The 15,945-nt window shown below is 48.6% G+C and carries 10 protein-coding genes; 7 read left to right on the top strand and 3 right to left on the bottom strand.

Going from position 1 to position 15,945, the window contains the following annotated elements:
• Positions 1-123 precede the first annotated feature (123 nt).
• Positions 124-276 (bottom strand): DurN family substrate-assisted peptide maturase, encoded by a 153-nt coding sequence (locus ACUVJL_RS23815; RefSeq protein ID WP_445248101.1) that lies wholly within the window; start codon positions 274-276, stop codon positions 124-126.
• Between the two features lie 568 nt (positions 277-844).
• On the opposite strand from ACUVJL_RS23815, the gene ACUVJL_RS23810 reads away from it, so the two are divergent.
• Positions 845-2,209, top strand: coding sequence for an RNA-guided endonuclease InsQ/TnpB family protein (locus ACUVJL_RS23810; RefSeq protein ID WP_445248100.1), 1,365 nt, complete (start codon positions 845-847; stop codon positions 2,207-2,209).
• A 152-nt stretch (positions 2,210-2,361) separates the two neighbouring features.
• Here the strand turns inward: ACUVJL_RS23810 and ACUVJL_RS23805 are convergent, their stop codons facing one another.
• Positions 2,362-4,518 (bottom strand): serine/threonine protein kinase, encoded by a 2,157-nt coding sequence (locus ACUVJL_RS23805; RefSeq protein WP_445248099.1) that lies wholly within the window; start codon positions 4,516-4,518, stop codon positions 2,362-2,364.
• A gap of 728 nt (positions 4,519-5,246) precedes the next feature.
• Here ACUVJL_RS23805 and ACUVJL_RS23800 point away from each other — a divergent pair.
• The 5 genes from ACUVJL_RS23800 to ACUVJL_RS23780 all read left to right on the top strand — a co-directional run bounded on the left by ACUVJL_RS23800 (position 5,247) and on the right by ACUVJL_RS23780 (position 15,153).
• The gene (locus ACUVJL_RS23800; protein ID WP_445248098.1) at positions 5,247-6,392 is read left to right on the top strand and encodes a sulfate ABC transporter substrate-binding protein; all 1,146 of its coding nucleotides are present in this window, start codon (positions 5,247-5,249) and stop codon (positions 6,390-6,392) included.
• A 343-nt stretch (positions 6,393-6,735) separates the two neighbouring features.
• Positions 6,736-7,596 carry a sulfate ABC transporter permease subunit CysT gene (cysT, locus tag ACUVJL_RS23795; protein ID WP_445248097.1) on the top strand — a complete coding sequence of 287 codons (861 nt, stop codon included), beginning with the start codon at positions 6,736-6,738 and terminating at the stop codon, positions 7,594-7,596.
• Positions 7,586-8,461 (top strand): sulfate ABC transporter permease subunit CysW, encoded by an 876-nt coding sequence (gene cysW, locus ACUVJL_RS23790; RefSeq protein WP_445248096.1) that lies wholly within the window; start codon positions 7,586-7,588, stop codon positions 8,459-8,461. Before cysT ends, cysW begins: the two co-directional genes overlap by 11 nt.
• Positions 8,462-8,734: 273 nt before the next feature.
• Positions 8,735-9,094, top strand: a complete 360-nt coding sequence (locus ACUVJL_RS23785; RefSeq protein WP_445248095.1) for an NIL domain-containing protein — start codon at positions 8,735-8,737, stop codon at positions 9,092-9,094.
• A 1,082-nt stretch (positions 9,095-10,176) separates the two neighbouring features.
• Entirely contained in the window at positions 10,177-15,153 is a 4,977-nt protein-coding gene (locus ACUVJL_RS23780; RefSeq protein WP_445248094.1) for a DUF4347 domain-containing protein, read from the top strand.
• 93 nt (positions 15,154-15,246) lie between these two features.
• On the opposite strand, the gene ACUVJL_RS23775 is transcribed toward ACUVJL_RS23780, so the two are convergent.
• Positions 15,247-15,627 carry a c-type cytochrome gene (locus ACUVJL_RS23775; protein WP_445248093.1) on the bottom strand — a complete coding sequence of 127 codons (381 nt, stop codon included), beginning with the start codon at positions 15,625-15,627 and terminating at the stop codon, positions 15,247-15,249.
• Positions 15,628-15,808: 181 nt separating this feature from the next.
• On the opposite strand from ACUVJL_RS23775, the gene petG reads away from it, so the two are divergent.
• Positions 15,809-15,928, top strand: a complete 120-nt coding sequence (gene petG / locus ACUVJL_RS23770) for a cytochrome b6-f complex subunit V (protein WP_015174208.1) — start codon at positions 15,809-15,811, stop codon at positions 15,926-15,928.
• The last annotated feature ends 17 nt before the right edge of the window (positions 15,929-15,945 follow it).

The raw sequence follows: 15,945 nt of genomic DNA, 5'->3' as shown, positions 1-15,945 counted from the left end.
CTTTAGTAATCTTGACGAACTCCGCGTAAAAGTTCAGGAAATTTTATCATCTTTAACAAATAATGTCATTGGTTTTCTCACAGGATGGTCTTGGATCTTACATTCTTTATCTCTAGCACATCTTTAGAAAAATGGTATAACCTTGGTATCTACCTGACTGGCTGAGGCTGATAACGCCGCGTTAAACACTTCGTGCAGCTTGCCCTGGGGCGATGCCAATAACAACAGGGTCATTATCCCTTGGATTTGCCGAATTTCATCTGTACCTTGAGACATAGCAGTTTCCTGCCTCCTTTGTTACATTATCAGTAGATTATATAGTCACAGATGCGATATTGGTTGGTTAAATTTTATTAAGCTGGTAGCGATCCCAAATGCACGCACAAAAAGGGCTAGCTAGCCCTCAAAACCTTATTATTTTGACTGAATTCTATTTAATGGGGGGGTGAATGCCCAAACTCTCGCTACCTTGTGCAGTTGTAACAACATTGCTCATTAGACATCTGGGAAAATCCCCAAACCATTGACGGAACAGGCGCTCAAGCGAGATAATATTAATTAATAAAGACAAGCCTATTTAATTAACTATAGCCTTTCTCAGTAACATGAGGTACCCGACGTGCATAGGGCATAGGGCATAGGGCATACCTCACTTTCTTGAGAACTGCTATATGTTAATTATTTTTATCAGAGAAATGGGTCTAAAACCCCGTCCTTATAGGACGGCTTTGTAAGTAGAAGTATAAACATTAAACCATCTTTGGTGAAGAAATATAAAAAATACAAGCACGCAAGCATTTCACTATATACTAATAACAGCTCAAAAAAGGAGGAGTAAAACTTGTTGACAAACTATGTATACAAGTTGCGTCCCAATCAAACACAAGACTTAAAAATGTCCAATTGGGTGGATATGTTGCGAAGTCACTTCAACTGGTGTCTTAATGACAGAATCACTCAATATAATCAACAATTTATTCAAGGTAACTATTGCGACATTAGAGCAAAAAGTGAAGCCTGTCCATTGACCAGTTGTGTCAGTAAAAACGGTGCTACGGGGGAACCTTGGAAAATAGGTAAAACAGACAAAGAGGGGAAAGTCAAAAACCCTCGACGCAACCCAGGCGACATTCAAATCACCGCGTTGCCCGAATTAAAAGCAGCTAGACCCTGGTTTGCTGGGATAGATTCGACAGTTCTACAACAAAACGTCAAACGGCTGGACACTGCCTATAAAAATTTTTTCGAGGGACGTGGCTTTCCTAAGTTCAAAAACCGCAGTAACTTTACTTCTTTTACTTTCGTGATGGGGGTAAAAATACAAGGCAGTAAAATCTACTTACCAAAGTTAGGCTGGATGCGTTTTTATAACTCGCGCCCAATTCCCAACGGCTTTACCATTAAAGCGTGTACAGTAAGAAAGCGACAAAATGGCTGGTACATATCCGTCCGCATTGAAAACAAGTCTGTCCCCGATTACACGACAAAACCTTTTAAGGATGTCGTCAAAGTAATTGGCTGCGATATGGGACTTACAAAATTAGTTCATCTCTCAGATGGAACTCAAATTGAAAATCCCAAGTTTTCAACCACAAAAAAAGCTAAGCGCACTCTAAAAATTAGGCAGAGGCGGGTTACCCGAAAAACAAAGGGTAGTAAAAACCGCAAGAAAGCAGCTAAAAAACTAGGACTTTTCCACCAGAAGATTAGCGATAAGCGTCAAGCCTACCAATGGAAAGTTGCCAATAAAATAGTTGATCGCAATGTTGACGGCATAGCTTTAGAGGACTTGAATATTTCTGGCATGATGCGTCGATGTCGAGTAAAGGCTGACGAAAAAACAGGTAGATTCCTGAAAAATGGGCAATCAAGAAAGAAAGGTTTAAACCGTTTTATCTCTGACGCGGGTTGGGCTGACTTAATTTTGAAGATCGAGTATCTGACTGCAAAGCAAGGAAAGGTCGTAATCACAATTAATCCCAAACACTCCAGCCAAGAATGTCGGAACTGCGGTCATATCGACAAGTCTAATCGAGACGGCGAAAAGTTCATTTGCGCTGAATGCGGATATCACGAGCACGCCGATATCGGTGCAGCAAAAACTATTCGTGATCGGGCTTTGAAATTGGTACGCGGGGACTCTCGCGTTACCGGGCGTTCGCGCCTAAACGCCCAGGAGATATCCTCACGCTCATTTGAGCAAACGTGAGGAGTCTGGGAACCCTAGAAATAGGGAAATTGAGGTAGAAATCCCTCAAGAATCCTCGCGCCTTCAGGCCGAGTGAGTGTCAATTTTAATTTAACTTTAACTGAGCAGAACGATCGCAAACGCCCTAAAATCTAAAATTGTATGACTACTAACTAATCGCAGCGCCAAATCTTAATCGTCTCATCCGCACTACCACTGGCAAGTATCTTGCCCAAAGGTGCGATCGCCACCGAGTACACCGTACCCGAATGTCCTTTAAGACGGCTCAACAGGTCCCCCGTCTGCAAATTCCAAATATTAATCGTATTATCATCGCACCCGCTAGCCAAAGTCAAACTGTCCCCACTGATAGCAACCGACTCGCCCCGACTCACATAATTCTTCAAAATATGCAGCGCCTCCTTCGTTCCTAAATTCGCTACACCCTTTCCGTTCCCAGAATTAGTATTTAAAATCCGCAACAAACTGCCCGTATGCAAATTCCGCAGCTTAATCGTATAATCATTGCTGACGCTAGCAAGAATCTGACCGTCCGGCGCGATCGCCACAGAATTCACCCCAACATTCAACCCCGAAAGAGTCCGCAGCAACTTGCCGCTTTCCACATCCCAAACCTTGCTCGTCGCATCACTACTGCCACTCGCCAATATTGTACCGTCCGGGCTAAAAACCACCGAATTCACATTGTCCGAATGACCCTTCAAAATCCGCAGCAACTCACCAGTCCGCAAATTCCACAGCTTAATCGTATTATCAGCCCCGCCGCAGCTAGCTATTATCTGGCGCTTCGGGTTAATCGCCACCGAATTCACCTCCATAGAATGTCCCGGAAAAGTACACAGCAAATCACCGTTGTGCAAATTCCAAAACTTAATGGTTTCGTCCGAACTGCCGCTGACCAACATTTTTCCGTCATAGCTAATAGCAACCGAATTTACGCGATCGGAATGTCCCGTCAGAGTGCCAAGTAATTCCGTTGTTTCTAAATTCCAAATCTTAATAGTTTTATCCCAACTGCCGCTAGCCAGAATTTTGCCGTCAGGACTAATTGCCAGAGAATTCACAAACGATGAATGTCCTGGCAGCGTAAATACACACCGCCATTTCAGATGTGTTAATTTGTGAGCTAATTCCTTCGCCCGCTTAGATGCCGCCTTAACTTCCTCTCTGCGTTTGAGTTCAGCCTCCTCCAAACGCTGGCGTTCCGCCCTAGCTTTCGCCTCTCGAAGCGCCAGCCGCCGCATCTCTCCCTTATAGACTATTCGCTGCTGCTCCTGAATTTCTTTAAGAGTTTCAATATACGGTAGGGCCCAATCTTTAGAAAACCATTCCTGAGCAAATTCCGCCTCTAAATTAAATAGCTGAGGTTCGTGACCAAAATCGATGTTTAAATAATACAAATCAGCTAAAAAAGCCGCCAATAACTTGTGAATTGTCACAATTATTTGCCTAATAATCCGCAGGCTCACCTTTTGATCTTTCCCCTCCGCCTCCAACTGGTGATAAACCTCTTCCCAATTCCAAGGCTGCATCGCCACTAAAGAAACGCTCTGATTTATGACTCCCCAAAAACCGACATGAAAATTAACTTCATAATCGCTGATATCGCTGTACAGTATAGCTGTAGGTACGGGAGACAAAACACTCTGCAACCGCTCCACATCAATATCAGAAATCGCCTTTTTGAAATAGTCTCCGTAAAACTGAACCGGACACAAATCTCCGTGCTGGGGGTAGTGCTGGTTCAAAAAAGCTCTCAACTTAGCCGGCAGCTCGATATTCAGATTGTGGCGAAACGAAAGCGGGCAATCTTGGCTAATTTTTGCCGGAGCAACTAACAGCAGCAATCGGTGCTGCTGCTGCTGCAAAATTTGTTCGGTTTCCTGCCTGCTCAAATTAGAAAACCAGTTGTCCCTGTCCCAAATAGCTTGAATTTCTGTCAGCTTAACTCGAATTGCTTCTGATTGAAACTCCCGCATTAAGTCGCGGCAAAGCCGGCTAATTGCCCGCTTATCTCTCAATTCTTGTGCCTTAATTCGATTAGCGCGTTCTTCCTTTACCCATTCTTCTGCGCCCGCGATCGCGATTAATTCTTGTTCTCTGGTCTGCTGCCGCTGCAAATATCTCACTTGTGCTTTAATCCAGCGGGGGTCTTTTTTTATTTGCTGGTTCAAAGCTGAAGAACCAGACGGCTCAATTTCTGCATAGCGTTCGTTGACAGCGCTTGCTCCCAATCTTTCTCCCAATTCGCAGGCTACAGGCTTCAACAGTTCAATTAGGGTGTCTGAGACGGGGCGGGGTAAGGACATACCAGTTAAAACTTTTTCTTACTTAAGGGCGATCGCGCGAGTCAGGCATAGGCCCCAGGGGCGGGCACTCTTGGCAGGTGTATTACATTTGACCGATCTGCCGATCGTAGTCGTGCAGGCCTATCGTGCAAGCCTATCGTGCAGCCCCGCCTGCTTAGCACCCTAACTCAATAATAGTATCTCTATAGATAGTTCACATTTTAGCGCCAATCTCACTCGAAAGCACCGAAGGAAAAGACTTTAGGATATTCGATCGACCCTGAGTTTCCCCCATTCGTTTTTTTTGTTGCCATTTGACTCGCTCTTGTCTATAATCGTACTTCACAACCATAATTACGGTATTCCGACCTAATAACCGTACTTTCTCGCTTAGGAACAAATATAGTCAGGAACCTCAGCTATCAAGGCATGAGGCTTGAAGGAGAAATCTAACAAGCCGTTCTGACCAGCCTCAGTCTTAATTGACTACGTTTTTTGAGTCACGATACCCTGGGATGCGTAGCTAGTCCCTTGCTCTATCGTTGAGAGTTAAACAGTTCTAAGGTCACTGGAACAGTGCTTTCAGCCTAACAAGCTCACTAAACATTGGCGAAGCTAACTTTACTCCGAAAGGAGATTGAGGCAACCATACCTCAGCGGAGGGGCAACCATACCCCTCCACCCCGCTGCATGTTTTAACTCAATGTAAAGCCGTCCTAAAAGGACGGGGTTTCAAACCCATATTTCTGATGAACCCGTGGCAACGCTTAACTCAACACCTTCACTGGCCGCAACAGCCACCAGTCGGTACAAATAAATCATTGACTGCGCTGAAAAGATTTGTGTCGCTATTTTTAGTGGGAATAACTTTAAGTGTCGCCGTTGCATCCTGCGGTCAGGGAACCAGCAACAATCCCGCAGCCACTCCAAGCGGTGCTAGCCCAGCAGCCAACAAAGGCAACGTAGAATTAACCCTAGTATCCTTCGCCGTCACCAAAGCCGCCCACGAAGCGATAATTCCCAAATTCGTAGAACAATGGCAAAAAGAAAAAGGCCAAACCGTCACCTTCAACCAAAGCTACGGCGGTTCCGGTTCCCAAACTCGGGCCGTAATTGATGGTTTAGAAGCAGACATCGTACACCTAGCCCTCGCCCTCGACACGGCCAAAATCGAAAAAGCCGGACTCATTGAGCCCGGGTGGGAAAAAGAAGTCCCCAACGAAGGCATAGTCAGCAAATCCGTAGGAGCAATAGTCACCCGCGAAGGTAATCCCAAAAACATCAAAACCTGGGAAGATTTAAGCCAAGACGGAGTGAAATTGATCACCGCCGATCCTAAAACCTCCGGCGTTGCACGCTGGAATTTTCTCGCACTTTGGGGCTCGGTTGTTAAAACCGGAGGAGATGAAACCAAAGCATTAGACTTTACTACTAAAGTCTACAAAAATGTCCCGATTCTGACTAAAGATGCCCGCGAAGCTACCGATGTATTTTTCAAACAAGGGCAAGGCGACGCCTTAATTAACTACGAAAACGAGATTATTTTGGCTGGTCAGAAAGGCGAAAAACCGACTTATACTATTCCCGAAGTCAATGTTTCGATCGACAATCCGATTGCCATTGTCGATAAAAATGTTGATAAACACGGTACTCGCGAAGTCGCCGAAGCATTTGTCAAGTTTCTCTACTCCCCAGAAGCTCAACGAGAATTTGCCAAAGCAGGCTTCCGCCCAGTAGATGCGACAGTAGCGGCGGAACCAGAATTTGTCCAAAAATATACCCCCATCAAAACCCTATTTACAGCTCAAGACTTAGGAGGTTGGGCAGATATTCAGAAGAAATTCTTCGATGACGGAGCTGTTTTTGACAAAATCCAAGGTTCAATTAAACAGTAGTGACCGGGGCGGGTTTACGAGATGATTGGTTTTAGTCCAATACGATCGGTAAAACCCGTATCTGGTAGGGTGCATCGCTGCTATAGCGCTCCTAAATCATTTGTGAATTTCCTACTCCCTCCCCGAACTCGCGGGGAGGGCTGGGGTGGGGTAAAAAATTTACGACTCCTGCAAGCATTGCTATAGATATTCGAGCGCGCCTTGAAGATTGTAGGGTGGAGCCGCACCCTACATCTATCTAATAAGCCGGGGCGGGTTTACCAGATAATTGGTTTTAGGCAATTATTTTTGGTAAAACCCGCCCCTACAGCAATTATTCTTTCCAACTCAAAACTATTGACTTATGGCTGGATCATCTGCAATCAGTAACCCTCAATCTCCGGTCGAAAATATCAAAAAGGCGATCGGCAAAATAACATTACCTTGGGGAATAACCCTAGGCTACCTCAGCTTAATGCTATTCCTCCCAGTTACAGCAATGCTGCTGAAAGCCAGCACAGCAAACCCCGCCGAATTTTGGAAAATTGCCACCAGTCCGATCGCCCTTTCCGCTTACGATGTCACCTTCTTTACGGCATTAATTGCGGCATTAATTAACGGAGTCTTCGGCACATTAATTGCCTGGGTATTAGTCCGCTACGACTTTCCCTTCAAACGGATTGTAGATGCAGTGGTCGATTTGCCTTTTGCACTGCCCACCTCTGTCGCAGGTTTAACTCTCGCCACAGTTTACAGCGATAACGGCTGGATTGGTTCGCTTTTTGCACCTTTGGGAATCAAGATATCGTTTACTCGATTGGGCGTAGGTATAGCGATGATATTTATTTCCTTGCCATTTATCGTTAGAACCGTACAGCCAGTTTTAAACGAGATGGAAAAAGAAATTGAAGAAGCAGCTTGGTGCTTAGGTGCTTCTCAATTTGAAACCTTCTGGCGAGTAGTTTTGCCGCCGCTATTTCCGTCTATTTTAACCGGAGTAGCACTCGGATTTTCGCGAGCGGTTGGCGAGTACGGCTCTACAGTGATTGTAGCTTCTAACATACCGTTCAAAGATTTAATCGCCCCGGTTTTAATTTTCCAAAGGTTAGAACAGTACGACTATGCAGGAGCAACAGTTATCGGCACTGTCATGTTAGCTATTTCTCTGGCAATGCTGTTCGCAATTAATCTGTTACAAGCATGGAGAAGACGCTATGACGGCTAATATCAATTCACCCGCTGGTTACAAATTTCCGCCCGCAGGTTCTAGTCGGAGTCAGGAAAAAGCTTGGGTAAAACCAACTTTAATCGGAATTGCGATCGGCTATCTCGCTCTTGTCTTATTTATCCCCACGCTCAACGTTTTTTACCAAGCTTTCAGAAAGGGATTTGAGCCATTTTTTTCTAACTTAACCTCGCCCGATTTTCTGCACGCAGCGCAACTAACCCTGATAATTTCTCTGATTGTCGTGCCTGTAAATACAGTATTCGGTTTGTGTGCCGCCTGGGTAATTGGCCGCAACAAATTTCGGGGTCGCACGCTATTAATCAGCCTTTTAGACGTGCCTTTTGCCATATCTCCCGTAGTTGCAGGTTTAATGATTGTACTGCTTTACGGTCGGCTGGGATGGTTCGGGCCGTGGCTGGAGGGGGCAAATATTAAGGTTATTTTTGCCTTCCCTGGAATGGTGCTGGCTACTGCTTTTGTTACCTTGCCTTTTGTAGCCCGCGAAGTAATTCCTGTTTTGGAAGAAGTGGGAACAGATCAAGAAGAGGCGGCGAAAACTTTGGGAGCAAATGACTGGCAAATTTTCTGGAATGTCACGCTTCCCAGTATTCGCTGGGGATTGCTTTACGGAGTAATTTTGACCAATGCTAGAGCGATGGGAGAATTTGGAGCTGTTTCTGTGGTGTCGGGAAATATTGCTAAGAAAACGCAAACTTTGCCTTTGTTTGTAGAGGATGCTTACAAGCAGTACGCGACGCAAGCCGCATTTTCAGCGGCGGTAATTCTTGGTCTTTTAGCAGTTGTTACCCTCGTGCTTAAGGAGATTTTGGAACGAAAAACTAGCATTAAGGAGGTTGAGTAATAGTCATTAATCATTGGTCATTAGTCATTGGTCATTAGTCATTAGTCAACAGAACTTACGCCCTAATACCAAAAAAACCTAATTTTTAAATGTGGTAAATGACTAAAACAGTGAAACTGAGATATTGCACCATTCTCAAACAACTGTAGGGGCGGGTTAACCAATAGCTTTAAAAGATACTTAAAGACTAAAAAACCCGCCCCCACACCGCGATAGTTCTGAAGATTGATATTGGTGCAAAATGTAAACTGAAAAAAACATTAGGAGGCCCAAATGTTAGCTCACAATACTAGCGAATCTGAATTTGAGGCGATCGACAATTTTCACAAAACCCAAGAATCAGATATTCCCAAATCTGAGATGGGGGACAGCAGGCCAACTCAAACCCGCATTCGCATTCGTGTTCCTAAAGAATACCATCAGGAACCTGTCATCTCTAACCTGATTTCTGAATACGGTTTGACGGTTAATTTTAATGCTGCTTTGTTGGGTGTCAAAACTTCAGATGACGGTTGGTTTGATTTGGAACTTAACGGTACAAGTCAACAGATTGAAAGTGCTCTGATTTATCTCAATGATTTAGATGTAGAAATCTGGAGCAATTCCAATAAGCCCGATGAGGAAACTTGGTAATTAGTCACTCCAGGAGGCAGAAACCGGGAAGAGGAGTTAAGATTCTGGATCCAAAAGCAGAATTTTCTTTCCTATTCGCGGTTTATTGAGTCTAATAGTCTCCAGGAATGTTAGTCATGAGTCAGCATTGATCACTCATATCTATTCCTGTAAAATAACCGTTATAGCGGTTCTCAAGGGTGGTGAGGTATGGGGGCAAGTCCTATGCCCACGGAGGCCTATGCCCTATGCCCTATGCCCGCGAGATCACCTCATGTTACTGAGAAAGGCCATATCATGTTTCCAGTGAGCAATGCAAGTCCTCTGATTTTTATGAGGACTTGCATTGCTCATTAGAAAGGGATGTGATTGCGGTTGTTCGATCGCACATACCGATCATATCCTGTCCGATCGATTAACCATAATATCCCGGTCGGGGCGGGTTTTTGAGATGGTCAATCGATTTTAGATTTTAGATTTTAGATTAAAGAATTGAAGCATTGACCCCACGGATAAATTCGGGGGGCAAGTTTCATCGGATACAGGTTTTTTATTTCTGGGTCCTGAGTCTGCTTTCGGAATGAATCCGGGGGCTTGTATCCTGGATGCTTTCGGTCAATTATTGGCAGGTATTGTTGACTCACGGGCCCCTACAAAAATCCCGGTTGCTCGATCGCACATACCTATCATTCAGCAGCTAAGCACTACTAAATAATATCAGCTTACAGCTAATAACCGTGACTGATGACTCTTGACTAACAAATATCGATCGCCATTAGTTAATTATTTGATTGACAATTTTGATAAAATATGGTAATTTATCCATCTCTGGTAGCTCAGAAAATAGCGCCCCAGTCTTCTCCAACATTTTTGTAACATCAGGAACAATACCCCCGTTTAAAACTTCTCAACCATCATCAAACGAACTCAGTTAGGCTAGGCCAGCATAAAAAAACGTTTGTGTCAATATTCAATTTAGGTGAAAGTTAGGTGAGGTGAAAGTTAGGGGCGATCGACTCTCATCCGCACCGGAAAAAGATCGATCGCTGCTGCGTTTGGTTTGTGCTATGAATTTGATGTGTGTGTACTAGGGGAATTTGATCGTGGAACTATATAAAGAACGGAAACACCAGATAGTTTTTGCAGATTCACAAGTTAAAGATTGCGAAAGTTTAACAGAAACCACCAATCCCGATACAGAAATTGTTATTCTCAAAGCCGATCGCGACGGCATTGAGCAAATCGCCGAAACACTTAAACAGCGGAAAAACATTGCAGCCGTCCACATTTTGTCTCACGGTGCAGCAGCCAGCTTGCAACTGGGGAGCACAGAACTAAATCTGTGCAACATTGAAAGCTACCGCAATTATTTAGAAAAATGGTTTGCTTTGCCAGCAGCCGAAGCAAACTCGAACTCTTCAATTACAGCTAAACCGGAAATTCTACTTTACGGTTGCAACGTCGCCGCCACAGAAGCCGGTGTCACCTTCGTCCAAAGGCTGAGCCAGCTCACCGGGGCAAATATTGCCGCTTCCGATAACTTGACCGGCAGTGCCGCACTGGGTGGAGACTGGGTGCTGGAAGTGACTACGGGCAACATAGAAACACCTTTAGCATTTTCTGCGGAGGCGAGGGAAGCTTACAGCGCAGTTTTAGTCGCCACATTTAACGAACTGCGAGATGCGATAACTCTGGCTAACGCTTTGCCGAATGCCGACACGATCGCCATCACCGGCAACATCACCTTAGCCGCCGGACAGGTTCTGCCCAGAATTTCCACCCCCATCACGTTTACCGGCGGCGGTTTCATCATAAATTTCGCTAATAACCGGGGCTTTTTTGTAGACAGCGGGACTGCCCCAGTCAGCTTTTCCAACCTGACATTGACCGGTGGTCGAGCGCTAGGCGGTGCCGGTACGGGCGGCGGTGGCGGTGCGGCCGGCATGGGAGGCGCACTATTTATCAACACCGGCGATGTCACAGTTAATAGCGTTACCTTCAATGGCAACAACGCTACGGGCGGCGCGGGCAGCGTCGCCCCCGTCGGTCCTGCAGTCGCAGGCCCTGGCGGCAACACCGATTTTGCAAGCCTGTTTCCCTTCGTTTCCGCAGGTGGCCCCGGTCAAGCAGGCCTCCAGGGCTTGCAAAGCATCGGCAATGCAGGTGGGCCCGGCGGCCCCGGCGGCAATGGTGGCGCTGGCACTGGCGGATTGCCAGGAACCGGTCTTAACGGCGGAGTCGGCGGCGCGGGAGGCATTGGTGGTACTGGTGGCGCCGGCCCTGGCGGAGTGGGCGGCACTGGCGGCACTGGCGGCATTGGTGGTACTGGTGGCGGAGTTGGTGGCGGTGGCGGTGGCGGTGGCGCTGCTGGTAATGGTGGTGCCACAGGCGGGGCTGGCGTCGGTCCTGGGGGCGTTGGTGGCGCTGGTGGTGCTGGTGGCTTTGGCGGCGGTGGCGGCGCTGGCGGCGCTGGCGGTACCGGCAGTGTCGCAGGTGCGATCGGGGCTGGCGGTGTGGGTGGCTTCGGTGGAGGTAGCGGCAGGGGTGCAGCAGTAGTAGCCAGCACGACCCTCGGAGGTTTCACCGCAGGTGGCACTAGTAGCCCAGCCAGTGGCGGCGGCGGTGCTGGTTTGGGAGGCGCAATTTTTGTTAAGGGTGGCAGTTTGGCTCTCAACAACAGCACTTTGTTCAACAACACAGCAATAGGCGGCGATCCGGTCGGCCCATTACCCGCTACACCTGGTTTTGGGGCGGGTGCCGCGATTTTTGTCAACTTAGGCGCTAGTGCAACTCTCACTAACAACACCATTACGGCCAACACTGCTGATCCTGATCCGGTTTTTGGCCGCGGCGGGGGAATTGCTACTAACGGCGGTACGGTAAATCTCAGAAATTCGATCGTCGCAGGCAATACTGCTGGCAGCAGTTTCGACGTGTTCGGGGCATTCGCTGCCACCAGCACCAACAATTTGATCGGGAACCTTGTTGGCAGCACGGGCTTGGCACCCACCCAGCAACTGAGCGTTCCTCTAACAAATGTCTTCGCCCCTAACCAACCAGGATTGAACCAGGGTACAGCCGTTCCTGTTACCTATGCTTTGGCGGACAGCACTGCCACCGTCACTAATCCGGCCATCAACGGCGGCAGCAACGCTGCTGCTGCGGCTGCGGGGACGACTGACCAGCGGGGTGCTGGCTTTCCTCGGACGATCGGCACTGCTGTTGATATCGGCGCCTACGAGTACGGCCCGATCGTCACGGGCCTTAAATTCAACGACCTTAACGGTGACGGCGTTCGGCAGGCAACTGAACCAGGTCTACCGGGCTGGGTGATTTCTGTAGGCACCAAGAGCGCTACTACCGCAGCCGACGGCACTTACATCATCCGCGACGTAAAAACAGATACTCCGATTACAGAAGCGCCACCCGCTGGAACCCCTGCGACTGCTTGGGTGCAGACTGTCGGCCCGAGTCCGGCAAATACGGGTATTGTTAATGTCACTGGTGCCAACTTCGGTAATTTCCAGAAAACATCGATCGCGGGCAAAACCTACAGCGACCTCGCGGGCAACGGCTTCACCCCCGATGACACTACACGAAACGGCATCACCGTTAACTTATACAAAGACACCAACGCCAACGGCACCCTAGAAGTCGGCACAGATACTGTAGTCGGCACTCCGCAAACGACTGCGGGAGCAGGAGATTACACATTCGCGGATATCAGCCCCGGCAATTACCTGATACAAGCCACTCCCCCAGCCAACTCGAGTATTTCTTTCCCCGCTGCCCCCATTCGGCTTACCGCCCTCAGCGGTACGGCTGTCACCGCCCAAAACTTCGGCGTTTTCCAAAACATCACCGTCAGCGGCACCAAATTCACCGACCTCACAGGCAACGGCTTCTCTGCTGACGACACGCCCCTCAACGGCACCACCGTTCGCTTGTTCAAAGATACTAACAATAACAGCACTTTAGATAGCGGTGATGCGGAAATCGCCTCTCAAGTTACCGGGACAGCGCCAGCGGCGGCTGGTACTTATAGCTTTACCAACGTCGGCTCCGGTCGGCACTTTGTGAGAGAAGACGTGCCGACGGGATTCTCACAAACCGCCGGGCCGGCTTTTTATGCAATTAACCCGGTCAGTGGCACAAATATTACGGCTCAAAACTTCGGCAACTTCCGGCTAGGCAAGATCAGCGGGATCAAATTTAACGATCGCAACAAAGATGGCAAGCAAGATGCTGGCGAACCAGTCCTAGCAGGCTGGACAATCTACCTGGATGCCAACAACAACGGCGTAAAAGAACCAACCGAAACCAGCGTCGTCACCGATGTCGCCGGTAAGTACCAGTTCACCAACCTGCCAGCCGCCACCTACAACGTCCGGGAAGTACAGCAAGCCGGCTGGAGACAAACGGCCCCCGCTGCTCCAGGCGCGTTGACTGTCCCCCTCACCAGCGGCCTCGACTCCCAAAACAACAACTTCGGCAACTTCTTGGAGTCGAGCACCATCAGCGGTCAAAAATTCAATGACCTCAACCAAAACAAAATCAAGGATGCCGGGGAAGTCGGGCTGCCAAATTGGCAAATCTTCCTCGACAGCAACCCACCAAATGGAGTCTTCGATCAGGGCGAACTGACTACCATTACCGACGCCAACGGCAACTACACTATCACCGAGGTACCCCCAGGTACTTACCAGGTAAGGGAAGTCCAGCAAAACGGCTGGACGCAGACCACCCCCAACCCCGCCCCCGTTACGGTTAATCTCTTAAGTAACGTCACGGGCGTTGACTTCGGCAATTTCCTGCCCCAACCCGGGACGATCCAAGGAGTGAAGTTCCGAGACATCAACAACAACGGCATTCTGGATTCTGGAGAACCGGGTTTGCCCAATGTCGAAATTCGGTTAATCAACGTCACGCCCGGAGGATCGGGTGGTACTCCTATTACTACGACTACAAATAGCAGCGGCAACTACCTGTTCGCGAACCTAAGGCCGGGAACCTACCGCGTCCGGGAGACCCAGCAAACTGGGTTCACCCAAAGCACCCCCGACCCCGCCGACATCGCCCTGGCTTCGGGCGCTATTGTCAGCAACATCAACTTCGGGAACTTCCCGAGGCTGACGACGACACCGACGCCGACGCCGACGCCGACACCGACGCCGAGGCCCATAGCGCCGACACCTGGATCGACACCTGCACCGACGCCTGCACCGACGCCTGCACCGACGCCTGAACCAACGCCGACTCCTGCTGAACCGACGCCGACTCCTGCTGCTGTAACGACAGATTTGGTTCGCCCTCAGGACTTCCCCAGGATCCCTACTCCCAATGAGTCCGGCAGTCCTTCAGGGGGTAATGTGATCAACGGCCCTAACGGCGACGATACGATCGTGGGTACTGCAGGCAGTGACTCTATCTTCGGATTGGGCGGCAACGATTTGCTCTTTGGTCAAGCCGGCGGCGACTACATTAATGGCAATACGGGCAACGATACTGTCTACGGAGGCATGGATAACGATTCTCTCTTCGGCGGCAAAGGCTTTGACCTGATTTTTGGCGATCGGGCTAACGATACGATTTATGGCAATCGCGGCAACGACTCGATCTCTGGCGACGAAGGCAATGACCTATTGTACGGCGGCAAAGGCGATGACGTAATTTTGGCAGGCGCTGGCGACGACGTGCTAATTGGCGATCAAGGCAATGACACTCTCTACGGCGGCGACGGTAGAAATACCTTAATTGGCGGCAGTGGCGATGATGTGCTCTTTGGTGACACCGAGGCTGACTCGCTATTTGGCGGCCTTGGCAGCGATACCCTCGTTGGCGGCATTGGCAACAATGGCTTTGTCTTGGCAGCGGGCGGGGGAATTGACACCATTTTCAACTTCACTCAAGGGGTTGATGTGATCGTCTTGGCGGGAGGCTTGGGCTTCAATCAACTGTCATTAACCGAAACTAATGGCTCAACTGCGATCGCCATCGCCGGCAGCAACGAGATCTTGGCTAGAGTTGCGGGCGTGCGGCCGACCCAGTTATCCGCGAGCAGTTTTACGTTGCTGGGTTAGTCCGCATTCCACAGTAGGGTGCTCCGGGCGCGCACCTTACTCTTGCCTGGAAAATGGGGAGAAGGGGAACAAATTTCCTTCCCCTTCTTTGGTTCACATTTGTTCGAGATACTTTAGCAAGTCGGCCATTTCTTGCGGACTCGGCTGAAACTGGGGCATTGGTGGGGTTTGCCCGCTGGTGACTTGCCGGATCAGATCGAATTCGGATTTGCGATCGGACACTCCGTGCAAGTTCGGCCCGACTTGACTATCTGAAACGGATGTGTGGCACCCGGCACAGTTCATTTGAAAGATGGCGGAACCCTGAAACGGGTTGCCCGTGAGGGATAGTACGCTTTTGACGTAAGGATCGGCGACTTGAAACTGACGAATTGTCATACTCGCCAACATGATGGCAAGCAACACCGCTAGCGCAAATATGGCAAGTCGCTCGATCGGGTTTTTAATTTCATTCCTGGCAAGTTGCTGATTCAAAGGAGTTCAATTTAAAAAACTATCTACAAGAAAATTTATTTCTCATAACATAGCTTAATCGTTCGCAGCGGGGAGAGCAAGCTCACAGACCCCCGGAAGAGCGATTAATGCGAAATTTCATCTGTGTAAGTGCTGGTAATATTAAAAATAGGTTGTTAAATCTTAACGTTAAGGAGCTCTCATGGTAGAACCGCTACTTTCAGGTATTGTTCTGGGTCTAATCTTTGTTACTCTGTCGGGGCTGTTTTTTGCTGCTTATCAGCAATACAAGCGCGGCGATCAGTTGGGTATCAACAAGTAAAAGCGCGAATTTGGCCG

The organism is Microcoleus sp. OTE_8_concoct_300 (assembly GCF_031383065.1).
GTDB lineage: Bacteria > Cyanobacteriota > Cyanobacteriia > Cyanobacteriales > Microcoleaceae > Microcoleus.
Note: the sequence above shows the minus strand (reverse complement) of the source record. Positions and strands in the feature narration are given on the sequence as shown.